Origin of the sequence: Streptomyces sp. NPDC051180, assembly GCF_040689545.1 — a bacterium.
In the GTDB taxonomy this organism is placed as follows: Bacteria; Actinomycetota; Actinomycetes; order Streptomycetales; family Streptomycetaceae; genus Streptomyces.
Map to the genome: position 1 here is coordinate 15937 of NZ_JBFBBC010000005.1, position 18176 is coordinate 34112.

The following is an 18176-nucleotide window of genomic DNA, read 5'->3' on the forward strand; positions in this document are numbered from 1 at the left end:
GGTAGTTCCCAGGCCGGAGGAACAATCCGGCGACGTCTTCGCGGCGGTCCCCGGAGCACTAGCCTTGGTGCCGGCGGGTCGGGCGACCCGCCGTTCGCCATCCCCAGCGACGAGTACGAGGACGAGGACAGACGTGCCTACCGGCAAGGTCAAATGGTTCAACAGCGAGAAGGGCTTCGGCTTTCTCTCCCGCGACGACGGCGGCGACGTCTTCGTCCACTCGTCGGTGCTCCCTGCCGGAGTCGACGCACTGAAGCCGGGGCAGCGGGTGGAGTTCGGAGTGGTCGCCGGCCAGCGCGGCGACCAGGCCCTGTCCGTCGCGATCCTCGACCCGACCCCGTCCGTCGCCGCCGCGCAGCGCCGTAAGCCCGACGAACTGGCGTCCATCGTCCAGGACCTGACGACGCTCCTGGAGAACATCACCCCGGCCCTGGAGCGCGGCCGCTACCCCGAGAAGACGCAGGGCAAGAAGATCGCCGGTCTGCTGCGGGCGGTGGCGGACCAGCTCGACGTGTAGGACCCGCCCGCCGGTCCTCGGGACCTACGGGAACGACAGCGCGTCCGGCGCGAGGGGCGGCACGAGCCCCTCGGCCGCGGCGCGGGTCAGCAGCCCGCGGACCGCCGCGTAGCCGTGCTCGCCCAGGTCCGCGGTGAACTCGTTGACGTAGAGACCGATGTGCTGGTCGGCGACCTTGGGGTCCATCTCCTGGGCGTGCTCCAGGACGTACGGACGCGAGGCCGCCGGGTCGTCCCAGGCCATCCGCACCGAGGCGCGGGCCGCGTCGGCGAGCCGCCCCAGGGTCTCCGCGCCGAGGGAGCGGCGGGCGACGATCGCGCCGAGCGGGATCGGCAGCCCCGTCGTCGACTCCCAGTGCTCGCCCATGTCGGCCAGGCAGTGCAGGCCGTACTCGCCGTAGGTGAAGCGGGCCTCGTGGATGACGAGCCCCGCGTCGACCTTCCCGTCGCGCACGGCGGGCATGATCTCGTGGAACGGCATCACGACGACGTTCCCGACCCCGCCGGGCACGGCCTCCGCCGCCCACAGCCGGAAGAGCAGGTACGCCGTCGAGCGCTCGCTCGGCACCGCGACCGTCCTCCCCGCGAGATCCGCACCGGAACCGGCGTCCCGGGTCAGCACCAGCGGCCCGCAGCCCCGGCCGAGGGCGCCGCCGCAGGGCAGCAGCGCGTACTCGTCGAGGATCCACGGCAGCACGGCGTACGACACCTTCAGGACGTCGTGGTCGTCGGTGCCGCCCTCCGCCCAGCCGTTGGTCACGTCGATGTCGGCGAACGTCACGTCGAGCCGCGGCGCGCCGGGCACCCGGCCGTGCGCCCAGGCGTCGAAGACGAAGGTGTCGTTCGGGCAGGGCGAGTAGGCGATCTTCAGCTTGGTCACGACGGCTCCACGAAGACGGTGCTGCTGAGCAGCTCGACGGCGCGCCGGAGCGCGTCCAGGGCCGGTCCGATGCGCCAGGCGGCGCGGTCGCGGGGCCCCACGGCGTTCGACACGGCCCGGATCTCGACCACCGGCACGCCGTGCGCGGCGGCGGCCTCGGCGACGCCGAACCCCTCCATCGCCTCGGCGGCGGCCCCGGGATACCGGTCCGCGAGCTCGGCGGCCCGCGCGGCGGTCCCGGTGACGGTGGAGACGGTCAGGACCGGCCCCACGGTGTGCGGCAGGCCCCCGGCGGCCAGGGCGGCGGCGACGGCGGCGGCGAGTGCCTCGGGCACGGGGTGCGCGGAGCGGCCGAAGCCGAGCTCCTCGACGGTCAGATGGCCGTCGGGCGTCTGCGCCCCGAGATCGGCGGCGACGACGGACCGGGAGACGACGACGCTCCCGAGCGGCGCCACCGTCGGGAACCCGCCGGCGATCCCGGCGGAGACGACCAGGTCGTACGGGGCGCGGCCGGGGTCGTCGAGCGCGGCGCAGGCCAGCGCGGTGCCCGTGGCGGCGGCGACGGCGGCGGGGCCCACCCCGCCGACGAGCACGTCGACCCGCACGCGACCGGAGTCACCGGTGTGACGGCGCAGGACGGAGCCTCCCGGCAGCGGGAGGAGCCCGGCGTCGTCGAGGCCGCCCGGGCCGAGGCCCGCGGTGACGGAGTCCGCCTCCGCCGCCACGGCCGTGACGATCAGGATCCGGTGGACCACCGGCGGATCAGGATTCCTTCTTCAGCTGGAAGTGCCAGATGCCGGTGAGCGTCTTGCCGGTGTTCTCGACGATGGTCACCTGGGTCTGGTCGGTGGCCTCGCCGGTCTGGGTCGAGAAGAAGGCGCTGGCCGGAATGGTCCGGTACGTCTTCTTGTACGGCTCGGGCTCGGCCTGCTGGCCGCCCAGGAAGATCGTCCAGCCGCGGTCCGCGATCTCCGGGTCCACGCCGAAGCGGATCTTGTCGTCCATCGCGACGGTGATGGACTTCTCCGCCTTCTTGTTGAGGCACTGCTGGATCTGCGACTCCTTGATGGGGTCGCCGTTGTTGTAGCAGGCGGCCTCGGAGTGGATCGATTCGGTCCCGACCGTCACGGTCGCGAGCGGAGTCGGCTTGTCGCAGGCGGAGAGGACGAGGAGGCCGGCGGAGACGGCCCCGAGGGCGACGGCGGCCCGGCGGCGCGAGCCGGAGAAGAACGCAACGGTCATGAGCCGAAGGCTATCGGGCCGTCGCGTCCGCGCCACGCGGGGGTACGGCGTGCCGCCTCCCGGTACCGCCAGGTGCTACGCCACCCGTGCCTTGGTGCGGCCCTTGGGACCGGGCCGCTGACGGGCCGCGCCCAGCAGGCCACGGACCGCGAGCGCCGCGCCCAGGGCGAGGATCCCGGCCGCCACGGCCATGCCGAGGGTGCCGTTCAGGGGCAGGGCGATGCCGATCGCGCCGCCCACGACCCACGCCATCTGCAGCGCCGTCTCGGAACGGGCGAACGCCGAAGTCCGCACCACCTCCGGCACGTCGCGCTGGATCAGCGCGTCCAGGGACAGCTTCGACAGGGCCTGGGTGAGGCCCGCCACCGCGACCAGGACGGCGACCATCACGCCGCCGAAGAACACCGCCGTGCAGATCGCCGTCCCCAGCACGATGCTGATCATCGTGGCGATGATCACCTCCGGTCCGTGGCCCCGGTCCCGCAGCAGCGAGCCGGCCGCCGTCCCGCAGGCGTTCCCCACGCCCGCCGCGACGGCCACGACGCCGAGCGAGACGGCGGCGCTCTGCCCCGAGAGCGGATGCTCACGGAGCAGGAACGCCAGGAAGAAGATCAGGAAACCCGACAGCATCCGCTGCGCCGCGTTCGCCTGCAGCCCGTGCAGGACCGAGGGCCCGACGGTCCGCAGACTCGGCTTCCGCTCGCCGTGCGTCAGCAGGTGCGCCCGCCGCTCACCCTTCGCCGAGTCCACCTTCGGCGGCATCCGCAGCGCCCAGAACGTGCCCAGCAGGAACAGCGCGCAGGCCCCGTAGAGCGGCCAGCCCGGACCGATCAGCTGAAGCCCCGCCCCGATGGGCGCGGCGATGCCGGTGGCGAGCAGCCCGGCCAGGGTCACCCGCGAGTTCGCCTTCACCAGGGAGAAGTTCGGTGGCAGCAGCCGTGGCACCACCGCGCTGCGCACCACGCCGTACGCCTTCGAGGCCACCAGGACCCCCAGCGCCGCCGGGTACAGCTCGATGCCGCCGGTGGCCACCAGCCCCGACATCATGACCGCCAGGACGGCGCGGGTCAGCATCGCGCCCGCCATCGCCGCGCGCCGGCCGTGCGGCACCCGGTCGAGGAGCGGCCCGATCACCGGCGCCAGGAGGGTGAAGGGCGCCATCGTGACGGCCAGGTAGAGCGCCACCCTGCCGCGGGCCTCGTCGGTGGGCACCGAGAAGAACACCGTGGAGGCGAGGGCGACGGTGATCATGACGTCCCCGGCGCCGTTCACGGCGTGCAGCTCGATCAGTTTCCCGAGCCCCGACTCACCCGCCCCGTGCGCGTGCGTCGCCTTCCTGATGCCCCGTGCCGTGCCCGTGAAGGGCAGGTGCAGGGCACGACCGATCGCCCGGCCCGCTCGGCGGAGCGGTCCGGCATGATCTTCGGATCGTGCGGGAGACCGTGCGGCTGCCACTCCGTCATAGTGCCCCACCGGCGCGCCGGACGAACCGTGCCACGACGGTGGAGAGGCCACGGACCGCCACGACCCGGACGTCCCGCCCGTACCCCGCGGCCCCCGGACGGGCCCGTGTCCGGGCCCCGGACACGCCCGCGATCGGGTCCGCGCGCGGGCCGCCGCCGCCCGCGGACACCCGTGGACGGGGCCGCGCGCGCCGCCCCGGGTGTCCGCGATCCGGGCCACTTGGGACGGGCAGGTGGGCGGAGGCCCGCGAACGGGGTAGCGTGCGTAGCGCGTCACCGGCGGAAGCTCTCGGCCGCGCGCCTCTTCGGCATCCCGCAGAATGGATGGCGTTAGGTGTGCCCGAGACACGCGAGATACGAGTCGGGTGCGCGGACGTCGATGCGGCCCCCTGGTCCGCTCCGCCCGCCGCCCGTGGCTTCGCTCCCGCCCCTCGGCCGGCGCACCCGTGAGACGGCGTAGGAGAGAAGCGAGACCTGTGAGTGCTGCGACGACGCGAAGCGGTACCCCGCGTACCCCGCGAGCCACGCGTACCCCCGACCGCCTGTGCGCCGAGGCCGTGGACCTCGCGCGGGAGGCCGCCGAGGAGGCGGCCGCGCCCGGCATCGTAGGCGCACACGTCGAGGTCGTCGCGGAGGGCGACCGGGTCGTCACGCACTACTTCGAGTCCAAGGAACCCGGATACCGGGGCTGGCGCTGGGCGGTGACGGTCACCCGCGCCTCCCGCGCCAAGAACGTCACGCTTGACGAAACCGTCCTGCTGCCCGGCGCCGACGCCCTCCTCGCCCCCGAGTGGGTGCCGTGGAGCGAGCGGCTCCGGCCCGGCGACATGGGCCCCGGCGACCTCCTCCCCACCGAGCAGGACGACCTGCGCCTGGAACCCGGCTACTCCGGCGAGGACGCGCCGCCGCCGAACTCCGCGGTCTCCGAGGAGATGGCCGACCACCTCGACGCCGAGGACGCCGAGATCGTGACCCGCACCCCCTCGCGGGGTGCGATCGCCGCGGTCGCCGACGAACTCGGCATGCGCCGCGCCCGGGTCCTGTCCCGGTACGGCCTCCACGTCGCCGCGGACCGCTGGGACGAGGCGTTCGGCGCCAAGACGCCGATGGCCCAGGCCGCCCCCGCCTCCTGCGAGTCCTGCGCCTTCCTGGTGCCGATCGCAGGCTCCCTGAAGCAGGCGTTCGGCGTCTGCGCCAACGAGTTCTCCCCGGCGGACGGCCGCGTCGTCTCCCTCGCCTACGGCTGCGGAGGCCACTCCGAGGCCGCCGTCATGCCCAAGCCGCCGCGCCCCGCGCCGCCGGTCCTCGACTCCATGGCCGCGGACGCCTTCCCGCTCCGCCCCGCCAAGGACTCCGGCTCCACCACCGAGCCGGACGCCGGCTCCGAGGACCTCGGCCACTCGTAGGGGGTACCCGGAAAGTCCCGTCCGACCTGCGAGCGGACGGGGCTCCTTTCCGGACACCCGCCGGGCGCCCCGCGCCGACGCCGTCCGCACGGCTCCCCGGGATGTGCTTCCGCGCGCCCCGGGGGACCGCACGTGCCCCGGCGTCCGGCGTGGGCCGGGGCGCGGTACCTTCGGGCCCCGGACCTCAGCGGTCCGGGAGCGTCACCGCCCGATCACCGCCCCGCAGAGTGGAGTCAGACGTGAGCGTCAGCGTCCGGACGACGACCGACGGAACCGACCCCTTCGGCACCGCACGGCTGCGGCGGGGCGTGCTCGGCGCCTGGGGCGCCTCGCCCGCCCGGTTCCGGGAGGACGCCAACGCCGAGGAGGACCTCGCGCTCGGCGGCTACCGCGACCGGCTCGTCGTCGAACTCGCGCAGAACGCCGCCGACGCCGCCCACCGCGCCGGCGTCACCGGCCGCCTCCGCCTCACCCTCCACCCGGCCGACCACGAGGGCCCCGCCGTCCTCGCCGCCGCCAACACCGGAGCCCCCCTCGACGCCGCGGGCACCGAGTCGCTGTCGACGCTCCGCGCCTCCGCCAAGCGCGAGCAGGGCCAGGGCGCCGTCGGCCGCTTCGGCGTCGGCTTCGCCGCCGTCCTCGCCGTCAGCGACGAGCCCGCCGTCCTCGGCCGCCACGGCGGCGTCCGCTGGTCCCTCGCCGAGGCCCGCGAGCTCGCCGCCGACGCCGCCCGCCACAGCCCCGGCCTCGGCGACGAACTGCGCCGCCGCGACGGCCACGTACCCCTGCTGCGGCTCCCGCTGCCCGCCGAGGGCACCGCCCCCGACGGCTACGACACCGTCGTCGTCCTCCCGCTGCGCGACGCCGCCGCCCGCGACCTCGCCGAGCGGCTCCTCGCCTCCGTCGACGACGCCCTGCTCCTCACCCTCCCGGGACTCGCGGAGATCGTCGTGGAGACGCCCGAGGGCGTCCGGACCCTGCGCCGCTCCGAGGACGACGGCTACGTCCGCATCGACGACACCGCCACCGGCACCCACCGCTGGCGCACCGTCTCCCACGGCGGGCCGATCGAGCCCGAACTCCTCGCGGACCGCCCGGTCGAGGAGCGCCTGCGCCCCCACTGGACCGTCACCTGGGCCGTCCCCGTGGACCCCGAGGGCGCCCCCCTCCACCCGCGGACCGCGTCGGTCGTGCACGCCCCCACGCCCACCGACGAGCCCCTCGGCATCCCCGCCCTCCTCATCGCCTCCCTCCCGCTCGACACCGCGCGGCGCCACCCCGCGCCCGGCCCCCTCACCGACTTCCTGGTGCAGCGTGCGGCCGACGCGTACGCCGAACTCCTCGCCGGCTGGCGGCCGGTGACGACCGGCACCCTCGACCTCGTGCCCGGCCCGCTCGGCAAGGGCCCCCTCGACGGGGCGCTGCGCGAGGCGATCCTGGACCGGCTGCCCCGGGTCGCCTTCCTGGCGCCCGCCGCCCCCTCCGAGGAGATGCCCGCGCTCCGCCCCATCGAGGCCGAGGTGGTCGAGGGCGCCGGCGCGGAGACCGTCGACGTCCTCGCCGAGGTCTTCCCGACGCTCCTCCCGGCCGGCCTGGAGCGGCGGCCGGAGCTGCGCACCCTCGGCATCGGCCGCGTCCCCCTGACCGAGGCGATCGACCGGCTCGCCGGCGTGGACCGGGCCCCGATCTGGTGGTGGCGGCTGTACGACTCCCTCGCCGGCGTCGACCCCGACCGGCTGACCGGTCTCCCCGTGCCGCTCGCGGAGGGCGCCGAGGGCGTCCGGATCCGCACGACGATCGGCCCCCGCCAGGTCCTCCTCCCGCAGGACCGCACCCCCGCCGAGCTGACCCGCCTCGGCCTGAAGGTCGCCCACCCCGAGGCCGCCCACCCGCTCCTGGAGAAGCTGGGCGCCCTGCCCGCCACGCCCCGCGCGGTCCTCACGACCCCGCAGGTGCGGGCGGCGGTCGCCGCGTCCCTGGACGCGGGCGAGATCTGGGACGAGGACGCCGACACCCTCGACGCGGACGAACTCGCCGACACGGTCCTCGGTCTCGTCCGCGACGCGGAGCTCGACCCGGGCGAGGAGCCGTGGCTCGGTGCGCTCGCCCTCCCCGACGAGGACGGCGAACTCTCCCCGGCGGGCGAACTCGTCCTCCCCGGATCGCCCTTCGCCGCCGTCATGCGCGAGGACGAACTCGCCTTCGTCGACTCCGAGATCGCCGCCCGCTGGGGCGAGCAGCCCCTCGCCGCCTGCGGCGTCCTGGCGACCTTCGCCCTGGTCCGCGCCACCGACCTCGTCCTCGACCCCGACGAGGTCGAGCCCCGGGACGGCGACTACCCGGAGCCCGACGACGCCGGTCTCCTCGACGCCGTCGACGTGTGGTGCGAGGACGTCCTGGACCGGCTGCCCGACACGCCCGTGCCGCCGGTGGCGACCGAGATCGTCGCCGTCCGGGACCTGGACCTCGTCGACGACGACGCCTGGCCCCAGGCGCTCTCCCTGCTCGCGCGGCCGCCGCTGCGCGACGCCCTCACCCAGCCCGTCCGTATCCTCCTCCCCGACGGCACGACGGAGACGGTCCGCTCCTACACGGCCTGGTGGCTGCGCGACCACCCCGTCCTGGACGGCCGCCGCCCGGCGGGACTCCGCGCCGAGGGCTCCGACCCCCTCCTCGCCGGTCTGTACGACTCCGCCGACGCGACGGGCTTCGACGACGAGCAGGTCCTCCGGGCCCTCGGCGTCCGTACCTCCGTGGCGGCGCTCCTGGACGAGCCGGGCGGCGCGGCGGAGCTCCTCACCCGGCTGTCCGACCCCTCCCGCGAGGTCACGGCCGTCCAGCTGCACGCCCTCTACACGGCCCTGGCCGACCTCGACCCCGAGCAGGTGACCCTCCCCGACGAGCTGCGCGCGGTCGTGGACGGCGCCCTCGTCGTCGTCGACGCGGCGGACGCCGTGGTCGCGGACGCCCCCGACCTCCTGCCGCTGGCGGACGGCGTCCCGCTCCTGCCCGTCTCCCCGTCCCGCGCGGCCGACCTCGCCGAGCTCTTCCAGGTCCGCCGTCTCAGCGAGGCCGTCGAGGCCGAGGTCACCACCGTGGGCGAGGAGCACGAGGTGCCGTCCTCGGTCCACGCCCTGCTCGGACCCTCGACCCCCGCCTCCTACATCGAGCACGACGAGCTCCGCGCGGCGGGCGTCGAACTCGACTGGCGGCACACCCCCGACGGGGTGCTCCACGCCGCCACCCTCGAAGGCGTGGCCGCCGGCCTCGCCTGGGCGGCCGGCCAGTGGCCCCGCCGCTTCGAGGTCGCCGCCCTCCTCGAAGACCCCTCGCGCACCCCGGAGCTCGCCCGCGACCGCTGGTTCGACTGACCCGGCCCGATCAGGCAGGGAACCTGCGGTCCACCCAGCGCCAGGCGATCTCCAGGAGGAGGCCGGCGGCGGCGGCGACGGCGACCGCGGTCCAGGGCATGGTGACGCCGACGAGCTTGAGCGCGAAGAAGTGCTGGAGCCAGGGGACGACGAGGACGAGGAGGAAGGCGCCCGCCATGGAGGCGACCAGGGCGAGGCGCCACCAGGTGTAGGGGCGGGCGACGATCGCGAGGACCCACATGGAGACCAGGAAGAGCGTCAGGGTCGCGGCGCTGGTCTCCGCCTGGAGGGCGTTCGGGCCGCTGTAGTGGTGGCGGGCGATCAGGTACGTGGTGAACGTGGCGGCCGCCGCGATGACGCCGCCGGGGATGGCGTACCGCATGACACGGCGTACGAAGTTCGGCCTGGCCCGTTCCTTGTTGGGGGCGAGGGCGAGGAAGAAGGCCGGGACGCCGATCGTGAGGGTGGAGAGCAGCGTGAGGTGGCGGGGGAGGAACGGGTACTCCACCTGCGAGCAGACCACCAGGACCGCCAGGAGGACGGAGTAGACCGTCTTGGTGAGGAAGAGGGTGGCCACGCGGGTGATGTTGCCGATGACGCGGCGGCCCTCGGCGACGACGGAGGGGAGCGTGGCGAAGGAGTTGTTCAGCAGGACGATCTGGGCGACGGCCCGGGTCGCCTCCGAGCCGGAGCCCATGGAGACGCCGATGTCGGCGTCCTTGAGGGCGAGGACGTCGTTGACGCCGTCGCCGGTCATGGCGACGGTGTGGCCGCGTGACTGGAGGGCGGCGACCATGTCGCGCTTCTGCTGGGGGGTGACCCGGCCGAAGACGGCGTTCTCGTCGAGGACCTTCGCCATCTCCTCCCGGTCGGTGGGAAGGGTGCGGGCGTCCACGGTGTGCTCCGCGCCGGGCATGTCGAGCTTGCCGGCGACCGCGCCGACCGAGACGGCGTTGTCGCCGGAGATGACCTTGGTGGCGACGTTCTGGTCGGCGAAGTAGGCGAGGGTGTCGCCGGCGTCGGGCCGCAGCCGCTGTTCGAGGACGACGAGCGCGGTGGGGCGGGTGCCGTCGGCGACCGCGGGGGAGTCGAGCTCGTGGGCCGTCCGGGCGAGGAGAAGGACCCGCAGGCCCTGCTGGTTGAGGTGGTCGATCTCGGCGAGCGCCGGGTCGCCGGCCCGGAGGAGGACGTCGGGGGCGCCGAGGAGCCAGGTGGAGTCCTCGCCGTCGCCCTCGCTGAACGCGGCGCCGCTGTACTTCCGGGCGGAGGAGAAGGGCAGGCTCTCCGTGCAGCGCCACTCGACGGTCTCCGGGTAGGCGTCGATGATCGCCTGGAGCGAGGCGTTGGGACGCGGGTCGGACTCGCCGAGGGCGCCGAGCACCTTGCGTACGTAGGTCTCGTCCGCGCCGTTCAGCGGCCTCAGCTCGGTGACGTCCATGCCGCCCTCGGTGAGGGTGCCCGTCTTGTCGAGGCAGACGACGTCGACGCGGGCGAGGCCCTCGATGGCGGGCAGCTCCTGCACGAGGCACTGCTTGCGGCCGAGCCGGATCACGCCGACCGCGAAGGCGACGGAGGTCAGCAGGACGAGGCCCTCGGGGATCATCGGGACGATGCCGCCGACCGTGCGGGCGACCGCGTCCTTGAAGTTGTTCTCCTTGACGACCAGCTGGCTGATGACGAGCCCGATCGCGGTCGGGATCATCATCCACGTCACGTACTTCAGGATCGTGGAGATGCCGTTGCGCAGCTCCGAGTGGACCAGCGTGAAGCGGGACGCCTCCTCGGCGAGCTGGGCGGCGTACGCCTCGCGGCCGACCTTGGTGGCGGTGAAGGCGCCGCCGCCGGCGACGACGAACGAGCCCGACATCATGCGGTCGCCGGGCTTCTTCAGGACCGGGTCGGCCTCGCCGGTCAGCAGGGACTCGTCGATCTCCAGGCCGTCGGCCTCGGCGACCACGCCGTCGACGACGACCTTGTCGCCGGGGCCGAGCTCGATGAGGTCGCCGAGGACGATCTCGGAGGTGGAGAGCTCGGCGGAGACGCCGTCGCGCCGGACGGTCGGTTTGGCCTCGCCGATCACCGCGAGTCCGTCGAGGGTCTTCTTGGCGCGGAGTTCCTGGATGATGCCGATGCCGGTGTTGGCGACGATCACGAAGCCGAAGAGGCTGTCCTGGATCGGCGCGACGATCAGCATGATCACCCAGAGCACGCCGATGATCGCGTTGAAGCGGGTGAAGACGTTGCCGCGGACGATGTCGGCGGTGGAACGCGAGCTGCGCAGGGGGACGTCGTTGACCTCGCCGCGCGCGACGCGCTCGGCCACCTCGGCGGAGGTGAGTCCGGCGGGGTGGTGCACGACGGGCGGTTCCACCGCCCGGGGCTCGCCGCCGCCGGTGTCGATCTTCGCCCGCTGAGTCATGTCTTCGACGGTACGACCGGTTCCTGCCGTTCACCTGCCGAGGAAGGCGAAGATCAGACCGGGGGAGGAGGGGAATCCGACCCCGGGCCTACCCGCCTACGGGACCTGGGGCGTACCGGGGTCCTGGGCCGCCAGGGCCGCCGCGTGCCGCTTGATCGCCGCGTCGCGCTTGCGCACGTACCAGATGCCGATCAGCCCGAGGCCGGCGCCGGCCAGGCAGGTCCAGATCCAGGAGGTGATCCCCCGCTCGTCGAACCAGCCGTAGAACGGGATCTGGACGAGGAAGAGGACGAACCAGAGGATCGTTCCGCCGGTGATGGTGGCGACGACGGGCCCTTCGAGGGGCTCGGGTGCCTCGTGCTTCGGTGTCCACTTCGCCATGGGCTCAGTCTAGGTGGCCCGAATGCGTCCTCAGACGTGGTCTACGCGCGGAGATGGACGCTCACTCGTTCATGTGTTCATACTGAAACGGTTTGCCTCTGGCGGGTTTCCCTCGTATGAACCGCCAAAAAGGACTTCTTCCGAAGAGGAACCCCATGAGCACCACGGCCACCGCCACGGCCCCGTCCCCCGAGAGCCCCGAAACCCCTTCGTCGGGCCTCGACCGCTACTTCAAGATCTCCGAGCGCGGCTCGACGGTCGGCCGCGAGATCCGGGGCGGTTTCGCCACCTTCTTCGCGATGGCCTACATCATCGTGCTGAACCCGATCATCCTCGGCAGCGCCAAGGACATGTACGGGCACCAGCTCGACAGCGGCCAGCTCGTCACCGCCACCGTCCTGACGGCGGCGTTCACGACGCTCCTCATGGGTGTCATCGGCAACGTGCCGATCGCCCTGGCCGCCGGTCTCGGCGTCAACACCGTCGTCGCGCTCCAGCTCGCGCCGAAGATGTCCTGGCCCGACGCCATGGGCATGGTCGTCCTCGCCGGCATCGTCGTGATGCTGCTCGTCGCGACCGGCCTGCGCGAGCGCGTCATGAACGCGGTCCCGGTCGGCCTGCGCAAGGGCATCGCGATCGGCATCGGCCTCTTCATCATGCTGATCGGCCTCGTCGACTCGGGCTTCGTCTCCCGCATCCCCGACGCCGCCCACACCACCGTCCCGCTCCAGCTCGGCGGCGACGGTCACCTCACCGGCTGGCCGGTCCTCGTCTTCATCCTGGGCACGCTCCTGACGCTCGCCCTGATCATCCGCAAGGTGCCGGGCGCCATCCTCATCTCGATCGTCGTCATGACGATCGTCGCGATGGTGATCAACGCGGTCGCCACCGTCCCGTCCTGGGGCCTGACCACCCCGGAGTGGCCGGGCAACCCGGTCGCCTCGCCGGACTTCGGCCTGGTCGGTCAGGTCAGCCTCTTCGGCGGTTTCGGGAAGGTCGGGATGCTCACCGGCATCCTGTTCGTCTTCACCGTGCTGCTGTCCTGCTTCTTCGACGCGATGGGCACGATCCTGGGCGTCGGCGACGAGGCCAAGCTGATCGACGCGGACGGCAACTTCCCCGGCATCAACAAGGTCCTGCTCGTCGACGGCCTGGCCGTCGCCTCCGGCGGCGCGACCTCCTCCTCGGCCACCACCTGCTTCGTGGAGTCCACGGCGGGGGTCGGCGAAGGCGCGCGCACGGGCCTCGCCTCGGTGGTGACCGGTGCTCTCTTCTCGGTCGCGCTGTTCCTCACGCCGCTGGCGACGATGGTCCCGTCCCAGGCGGCCACGCCCGCGCTGCTCGCGGTCGGCTTCCTGATCCTGGCCGGTTCGGTCAAGGACATCGACTGGAGCGACTTCACCATCGCGGTGCCGGCGTTCCTGGCCATGGTGATGATGCCGTTCACCTACTCGATCACGAACGGCATCGGCATCGGCTTCATCGCGTTCAGCGTGCTGCGGCTGGCGGCCGGACGGGGCCGTGAGGTCCCGGTGGCCATGTACGTCGTGTCGGCGGTCTTCGTCTTCTACTACGCGATGCCGGCGCTCGGCCTCACGTGATCCCCGGGCGCCTCGGGCGCCCCGTAGAACTTCTCCGTCTCGTCGACGGCGGTCTTGAACCGCTCGTCGAAATCCTCGCGAATGAGCGTCCGGGCCACGTAGTCCTGGACGCTCATTCCTCTTTTCGCGGCGTGACTCCTGAGCCGGTCGAGCAGCTCACCGTCGATGCGCAGGCTGAGCACTGTCGATCCCATGCCGTTCAGGGTCGGGGCACCCGGGGCCTCTTTGCGTCACTTTCCGGATCTGACTCACTCATTTGGGTGATACATGGATACGGAAGCGTGACCTGCGGGCGCCCCGTTGTCACCCGCTATGGGGCTTACGGGTGTGATCCGTGCGACGTCGGCGTGTTCCCGTTGGTATTTAGGCAGAGTAATGAGTTAGGCTAACGAACATGCCTGACCTGTCCCACGGCACAGCCGACGACGCCGCGGCCGTGAACGCGCTCCGCTCCTCCGTCATGCGACTGGGCCGACGCCTCAAGCACCAGCGCGTCGACGAGTCGCTCAGCCCGACCGAGATGTCGGTCCTGGGCACTCTGAAGCTCTGCGGCTCGGCCACCCCCGGTGAGCTGGCCCGCAAGGAGCACGTCCAGCCGCCGTCGATGACCCGCATCGTGGCGCTGCTGGAGGCCAAGGGACTGGTCCGGCTGGAGCCGCACCCCGACGACCGCCGGCAGAAGGTGGTCAGCCAGACCGAGCAGGCCGAGGCCATGCTCGAGGAGTCCCGCCGCAAGCGGAACGCCTGGCTGGCAGCCCTCGCCGAGGGACTGGACGAGGACGAATGGGCCAAGCTGCGCGCGGCCGCCCCGGTCCTGGAGAAGCTCGCCCACCTGCCCCCCGCCTCACGGGGGTAGCCCACGGACCGGGGCGGCCCCCGGACCCAGCCGACGCGCCAAGGAGGCGACGCACTTTGAGTACGGGACACGGAGCAGACTCCGCACCCGTCCATCAACCCACCCTCGACACCCGTGGGCGGGGGGACACCTTCTCCTCGCTCAGAATCCGTAACTACCGGCTGTTCTTCACCGGTGCGATCGTCTCCAACACCGGTACGTGGATGGCCCGCATCACCCAGGACTGGCTGGTCCTGAGCCTCACCGGCTCGGCCGCCGCCGTCGGCGTCACGACGGCCCTGCAGTTCCTCCCGATGCTCCTCTTCGGCCTGTACGGCGGAGTCATCGCCGACCGCTACCCGAAGCGGCTCCTACTCCTCTTCAGCCAGGGCGCCCTGGGCCTGTGCGGCCTCGCCCTCGCCGTCCTGACCCTCTCCGGCCAGATCCAGGTGTGGCACGTCTACCTGATCGCCTTCCTGCTCGGCATGGTGACCGTCGTCGACAACCCGGCCCGGCAGTCCTTCGTCTCCGAGATGGTCGGCCCGGACCAGCTGCGCAACGCCGTCTCCCTGAACTCGGCGAACTTCCAGTCCGCCCGGCTCGTCGGCCCCGCCGTCGCCGGTGTCCTCATCGCCGGGGTCGGCAGCGGCTGGGCCTTCCTCCTCAACGGCCTGTCCTTCCTCGCCCCGCTCGTGAGCCTGCTGCTCATGCGGCCGAGCGAGCTCCACAAGGTGGAGCGCGCCCCGCGCGGCAAGGGCCAGCTGCGGGAGGGCCTGCGGTACGTGGCCGGGCGACCGGACCTGATCTGGCCGATCGTCCTCGTCGGCTTCATCGGCACGTTCGGCTTCAACTTCCCGATCTGGCTCACCGCCTTCTCCGGCGACGTCTTCCACGTCGGCGCCGGGACGTACGGCTTCCTCAACACCCTGATGGCGGCCGGCTCGCTGGTCGGCGCCCTCGCCGCCGCCCGGCGCGGCTCGACGCGGCTGCGGATGCTGGTCGTCGCGGCGGCCGTCTTCGGCGCCCTGGAGATCGCGGCCGCCCTGTCGCCCGCGTTCTGGCTCTTCGCGCTGCTGCTCGTGCCGATCGGCATGATCGGCCTCACGGTCAACATCACCGCGAACTCGGCCGTCCAGATGGCGACCGACCCGGCCATGCGGGGCCGTGTGATGAGCCTCTACATGATGGTCTTCGCCGGTGGCACGCCGATCGGCGCGCCGCTCCTCGGCTGGGTCACCGACACCTACGGGGCCCGCGTCGGCTTCGCCACCGGCGGAGCGATCTCGCTGGCCGCCGCCGGCGTCATCGGCCTCGTCCTCGCCCGCGTCGGCGGCCTGAAGGTCGCGGTCGGCTGGCGCCGCGGCCACCCGCAGGTGCGTTTCGTGGCGCGCGAGCGGCTGGCGACGGCGGCGTAGGCCGTCTCTTCCGGATCTTGCCTGACCCGTGCCGCCCGGCACCGCACCTCGCCGTGTTGTCGAGGCACCCGAGTACGTCCAGTACGCGGGAGCCCCTCCGCCTTGCGATGCACGGCACCGGACGACACGGGCTTGACCGGCAAGATCCGAAAGAGACGACCTAGCCCTGGGCGGGCGGCGGTCCGGCGCCGGGTTTCCGCGTGTGCCCGGGGCCGGGGCCTCCGCGGGGGAGGTGGTGTCCGGACTGCGTCTCACCGCGCTTCGCGCGAGTTCAAGACGCTTTCACGTCCGGACACCACCTCCCCCGCTCCGGCCCCGGCCCCTCCCGCCGTCGTTGTCAGACGCGTCGTTCCAGGACCTGGCCGGGCCAGTCGCCGACCTGGAAGGGGTGCGTGCGGGTGAAGCCCTGGTGTTCGTAGTACCGGATGAGGCGGCCCTCGCTGCCGGCGAAGCAGTCCACCCGGAGGAGGGACACCCCCTGGCGGCGGGTCTCCGCCTCGGCGTGGGCCAGGAGCGCCGCGCCCACGCCGTGGCCGTGGAAGCGGGCGTCGGTGGCGAGGAGGCGGACGTAGACCTCCGGCTCGGCGGCGGGCTCGATGTGCGGGCCGGGGTGGGGGGTCAGGGTCATGGTGCCGGCCGGTACGCCGTCGATCTCGACGATCCACGGGTCGCCCTCGGACATCGTCCGTTCGACCTGCTCCACCGCCTTGGGCCGCGCCGAGAACGGCTCCGTGCCCCACTGGGCGGTGATCCCCCTGCCGTTCAGCCAGACCACCGCGCTGTCGAGTATCGCGAGTATCGCGGGGAGGTCGTCGGCCCCGCCCTTTCGGATCTTCATGCCGCCGAGGCTAGCGGCTGCCAGACTTGTCCCATGAGGCTCTTCGCCGCCGTCGTGCCGCCGCCGGCGCGGCTGGACGAACTCGGCCGGGTCGTCGACCGGCTGCACCGGCTGCCCGGGGCCGACGGGCTGCGCTGGACCTCGCGGCCCGGCTGGCACCTGACGCTCGCCTTCATGGGGGAGGTCGACGAGGAGCTGCTGCCCGAGCTGCGGACGCGGCTCGGGAGGGCCGCGCACCGGACGCCGCCGTTCCCGCTGCGGCTGCACGGCGGCGGGCACTTCGGGCGGCGGGCCCTGTGGGCCGGGGTCGCCGGGGACCTGGACACGCTGCGGCTCCTCGCCGAGCGGTCCGACGCCGCCGCCCGCCGGGCCGGGGTGGCGATGGAGGAGCACCGTCGCTACCAGGCGCACCTGACCGTCGGCCGCGTCCGGGGGGACGGGATGTCGCTGCGTTCCCTCGTCGACGAACTCGGCTCCTTCGAGGGCGAGCGGTGGGCCGTCACCGAGCTCGCGCTCGTGCGGTCCCACCTGCCCGGGGACGGGATCCCGGGGGAGCGGCCCCGGTACGAGACGGTCGGTGTCTGGCCCCTTGAGGGGGCCGAGGGGCGCTCGGGTTAACCTCGTCGGGTGGACCCGAAGACCCGTAACCGGATCATGGCCGGCGTGCTCGTACTGATGTTCGCGATCATCGCGGTGGCGTCGCTGGTCGGACGGTAACCCCGCGTAGCCGGACCCTGCCACCCCGTGGGAAGCCTCTTGCTTCGAGCGCACTCGAAGCAGTTGGCTTGGCGACCATGGAGTACACGCAGCTCGGACGCACCGGACTCAAGGTCAGCCGACTCGTCCTCGGGACGATGAACTTCGGACCGCAGACCGACGAACCCACCAGCCACGCGATCATGGACACGGCGCTGGACGCGGGCCTCAACTTCTTCGACACCGCCAACGTGTACGGGTGGGGTGAGAACAAGGGGCGGACCGAGGAGATCGTCGGCTCCTGGTTCGCCAAGGGCGACGGCCGCCGCGACCGGACCGTCCTCGCCACCAAGGTCTACGGGAACATGGGCACCGACGGCGACGCCTGGCCCAACCACGACAAGCTCTCGGCGCTGAACATCCGCCGCGCGGTGGAGGCCAGCCTCAAGCGGCTCGGCACCGACTACATCGACGTCTACCAGTTCCACCACATCGACCGCGCGACCCCCTTCGAGGAGATCTGGCAGGCGGTCGACGTCCTGATCGGCCAGGGCAAGATCCTCTACGCGGGCTCGTCGAACTTCCCCGGCTACAAGATCGCCCAGGCCAACGAGATCGCCGCCCGGCGCGGCTCCGTCGGCCTCGTCAGCGAGCAGTGCCTCTACAACCTCTTCGAGCGGAGCGCGGAGATGGAGGTCGTCCCCGCCGCCCAGGAGTACGGCCTCGGGGTCATCCCCTGGTCCCCGCTGCACGGCGGCCTGCTCGGCGGCGTCCTGAAGAAGGAGTCCGAGGGCAAGCGGCGCACCGAGGGCCGCGCGGCCGCCACCCTCGCCGACCCGGCGGCCCGGGCCAAACTCCAGGCGTACGAGGACCTGCTCGACAAGCACGGTCTGGCGCCCGGCGAGACGGCCCTCGCCTGGCTGCTCACCCGTCCCGGCGTGACGGGCCCGATCGTCGGCCCGCGCACGCCCGACCAGCTCGCCGGTGCGCTGCGCGCGCTGGAGGTCGAGCTGAGCGACGAGCTGCTGGCCGGCCTCGACGAGATCTTCCCGGGCCCCGGCCCGTCGCCGGAGGCGTTCGCCTGGTGATCCCGTGACGGCGCGCCGGGCCCCG

16 protein-coding genes are annotated in these 18176 nt (G+C 73.0%); 8 read left to right on the forward strand and 8 right to left on the reverse strand.

Annotation, left to right across the window (positions count from 1 at the left end; genetic code table 11):
- The first annotated feature begins 133 nt into the window (after window positions 1–133).
- Window positions 134–517 (forward strand): cold-shock protein, encoded by a 384-nt coding sequence (locus tag AB0424_RS11375; protein WP_033211384.1) that lies wholly within the window; start codon window positions 134–136, stop codon window positions 515–517.
- A gap of 24 nt (window positions 518–541) precedes the next feature.
- Here the strand turns inward: AB0424_RS11375 and AB0424_RS11380 are convergent, their stop codons facing one another.
- The 4 genes from AB0424_RS11380 to AB0424_RS11395 all read right to left on the reverse strand — a co-directional run bounded on the left by AB0424_RS11380 (window position 542) and on the right by AB0424_RS11395 (window position 4093).
- A complete protein-coding gene (locus AB0424_RS11380) occupies window positions 542–1396 on the reverse strand; it encodes a 1,4-dihydroxy-6-naphthoate synthase (protein ID WP_366304197.1) in 855 nt (284 codons plus the stop codon).
- A complete protein-coding gene (locus AB0424_RS11385) occupies window positions 1393–2151 on the reverse strand; it encodes a futalosine hydrolase (RefSeq protein ID WP_366304199.1) in 759 nt (252 codons plus the stop codon). Before AB0424_RS11385 ends, AB0424_RS11380 begins: the two co-directional genes overlap by 4 nt.
- 7 nt (window positions 2152–2158) lie before the next feature.
- Entirely contained in the window at window positions 2159–2638 is a 480-nt protein-coding gene (locus AB0424_RS11390; protein ID WP_366304201.1) for a DUF2771 domain-containing protein, read from the reverse strand.
- A 75-nt stretch (window positions 2639–2713) separates the two neighbouring features.
- A complete protein-coding gene (locus AB0424_RS11395; RefSeq protein WP_366304203.1) occupies window positions 2714–4093 on the reverse strand; it encodes an MFS transporter in 1380 nt (459 codons plus the stop codon).
- Window positions 4094–4577: 484 nt separating this feature from the next.
- Here AB0424_RS11395 and AB0424_RS11400 point away from each other — a divergent pair, with 484 nt between their 5' ends.
- Both AB0424_RS11400 and AB0424_RS11405 read left to right on the forward strand, forming a co-directional pair.
- The gene (locus AB0424_RS11400) at window positions 4578–5507 is read left to right on the forward strand and encodes a DUF3027 domain-containing protein (protein WP_366304205.1); all 930 of its coding nucleotides are present in this window, start codon (window positions 4578–4580) and stop codon (window positions 5505–5507) included.
- A 227-nt stretch (window positions 5508–5734) separates the two neighbouring features.
- Window positions 5735–8878 (forward strand): molecular chaperone Hsp90, encoded by a 3144-nt coding sequence (locus AB0424_RS11405; RefSeq protein ID WP_366304207.1) that lies wholly within the window; start codon window positions 5735–5737, stop codon window positions 8876–8878.
- Window positions 8879–8888: 10 nt separating this feature from the next.
- On the opposite strand, the gene AB0424_RS11410 is transcribed toward AB0424_RS11405, so the two are convergent.
- Both AB0424_RS11410 and AB0424_RS11415 read right to left on the reverse strand, forming a co-directional pair.
- Complete coding sequence (locus tag AB0424_RS11410) at window positions 8889–11297, reverse strand: HAD-IC family P-type ATPase (RefSeq protein ID WP_366304209.1); 2409 nt, start codon at window positions 11295–11297, stop codon at window positions 8889–8891.
- Window positions 11298–11393: 96 nt separating this feature from the next.
- Window positions 11394–11678 (reverse strand): DUF2530 domain-containing protein, encoded by a 285-nt coding sequence (locus AB0424_RS11415; protein ID WP_366304211.1) that lies wholly within the window; start codon window positions 11676–11678, stop codon window positions 11394–11396.
- 155 nt (window positions 11679–11833) lie between these two features.
- Here AB0424_RS11415 and AB0424_RS11420 point away from each other — a divergent pair, with 155 nt between their 5' ends.
- Entirely contained in the window at window positions 11834–13279 is a 1446-nt protein-coding gene (locus tag AB0424_RS11420; protein WP_366304213.1) for an NCS2 family permease, read from the forward strand.
- Here the strand turns inward: AB0424_RS11420 and AB0424_RS11425 are convergent.
- Window positions 13249–13473, reverse strand: coding sequence for a hypothetical protein (locus AB0424_RS11425; RefSeq protein WP_366304215.1), 225 nt, complete (start codon window positions 13471–13473; stop codon window positions 13249–13251). The two genes, AB0424_RS11420 and AB0424_RS11425, sit on opposite strands and share 31 nt — an antisense overlap.
- A gap of 200 nt (window positions 13474–13673) precedes the next feature.
- Here AB0424_RS11425 and AB0424_RS11430 point away from each other — a divergent pair, with 200 nt between their 5' ends.
- Window positions 13674–14135 (forward strand): MarR family transcriptional regulator, encoded by a 462-nt coding sequence (locus tag AB0424_RS11430; RefSeq protein WP_366304217.1) that lies wholly within the window; start codon window positions 13674–13676, stop codon window positions 14133–14135.
- A gap of 56 nt (window positions 14136–14191) precedes the next feature.
- Window positions 14192–15529: an MFS transporter gene (locus AB0424_RS11435; RefSeq protein WP_366304219.1), complete on the forward strand. Its 1338-nt coding sequence runs from the start codon at window positions 14192–14194 to the stop codon at window positions 15527–15529.
- A 337-nt stretch (window positions 15530–15866) separates the two neighbouring features.
- Here the strand turns inward: AB0424_RS11435 and AB0424_RS11440 are convergent, their stop codons facing one another.
- Complete coding sequence (locus AB0424_RS11440; protein WP_366304221.1) at window positions 15867–16367, reverse strand: GNAT family N-acetyltransferase; 501 nt, start codon at window positions 16365–16367, stop codon at window positions 15867–15869.
- A gap of 33 nt (window positions 16368–16400) precedes the next feature.
- Between AB0424_RS11440 and thpR the strand changes: the two genes are divergently transcribed.
- Window positions 16401–16985 (forward strand): RNA 2',3'-cyclic phosphodiesterase, encoded by a 585-nt coding sequence (gene thpR, locus AB0424_RS11445; protein ID WP_366304223.1) that lies wholly within the window; start codon window positions 16401–16403, stop codon window positions 16983–16985.
- A 176-nt stretch (window positions 16986–17161) separates the two neighbouring features.
- On the forward strand, window positions 17162–18151 hold the full coding sequence (locus tag AB0424_RS11450; protein WP_366304225.1) for an aldo/keto reductase: 990 nt from the start codon (window positions 17162–17164) through the stop codon (window positions 18149–18151).
- Window positions 18152–18176 lie beyond the last annotated feature (25 nt).

Bases quoted from the DNA above. Each gene is read 5' to 3' on its own strand.
- AB0424_RS11390 (WP_366304201.1), bottom strand. From the start codon at position 2,638: ATGACCGTTGCGTTCTTCTCCGGCTCGCGCCGCCGGGCCGCCGTCGCC.
- AB0424_RS11410 (WP_366304209.1), bottom strand. From the start codon at position 11,297: ATGACTCAGCGGGCGAAGATCGACACCGGCGGCGGCGAGCCCCGGGCG.
- AB0424_RS11415 (WP_366304211.1), bottom strand. From the start codon at position 11,678: ATGGCGAAGTGGACACCGAAGCACGAGGCACCCGAGCCCCTCGAAGGG.
- AB0424_RS11420 (WP_366304213.1), top strand. From the start codon at position 11,834: ATGAGCACCACGGCCACCGCCACGGCCCCGTCCCCCGAGAGCCCCGAA.
- AB0424_RS11425 (WP_366304215.1), bottom strand. From the start codon at position 13,473: ATGGGATCGACAGTGCTCAGCCTGCGCATCGACGGTGAGCTGCTCGAC.
- AB0424_RS11430 (WP_366304217.1), top strand. From the start codon at position 13,674: ATGCCTGACCTGTCCCACGGCACAGCCGACGACGCCGCGGCCGTGAAC.
- AB0424_RS11440 (WP_366304221.1), bottom strand. From the start codon at position 16,367: ATGAAGATCCGAAAGGGCGGGGCCGACGACCTCCCCGCGATACTCGCG.
- thpR (WP_366304223.1), top strand. From the start codon at position 16,401: ATGAGGCTCTTCGCCGCCGTCGTGCCGCCGCCGGCGCGGCTGGACGAA.
- AB0424_RS11450 (WP_366304225.1), top strand. From the start codon at position 17,162: ATGGAGTACACGCAGCTCGGACGCACCGGACTCAAGGTCAGCCGACTC.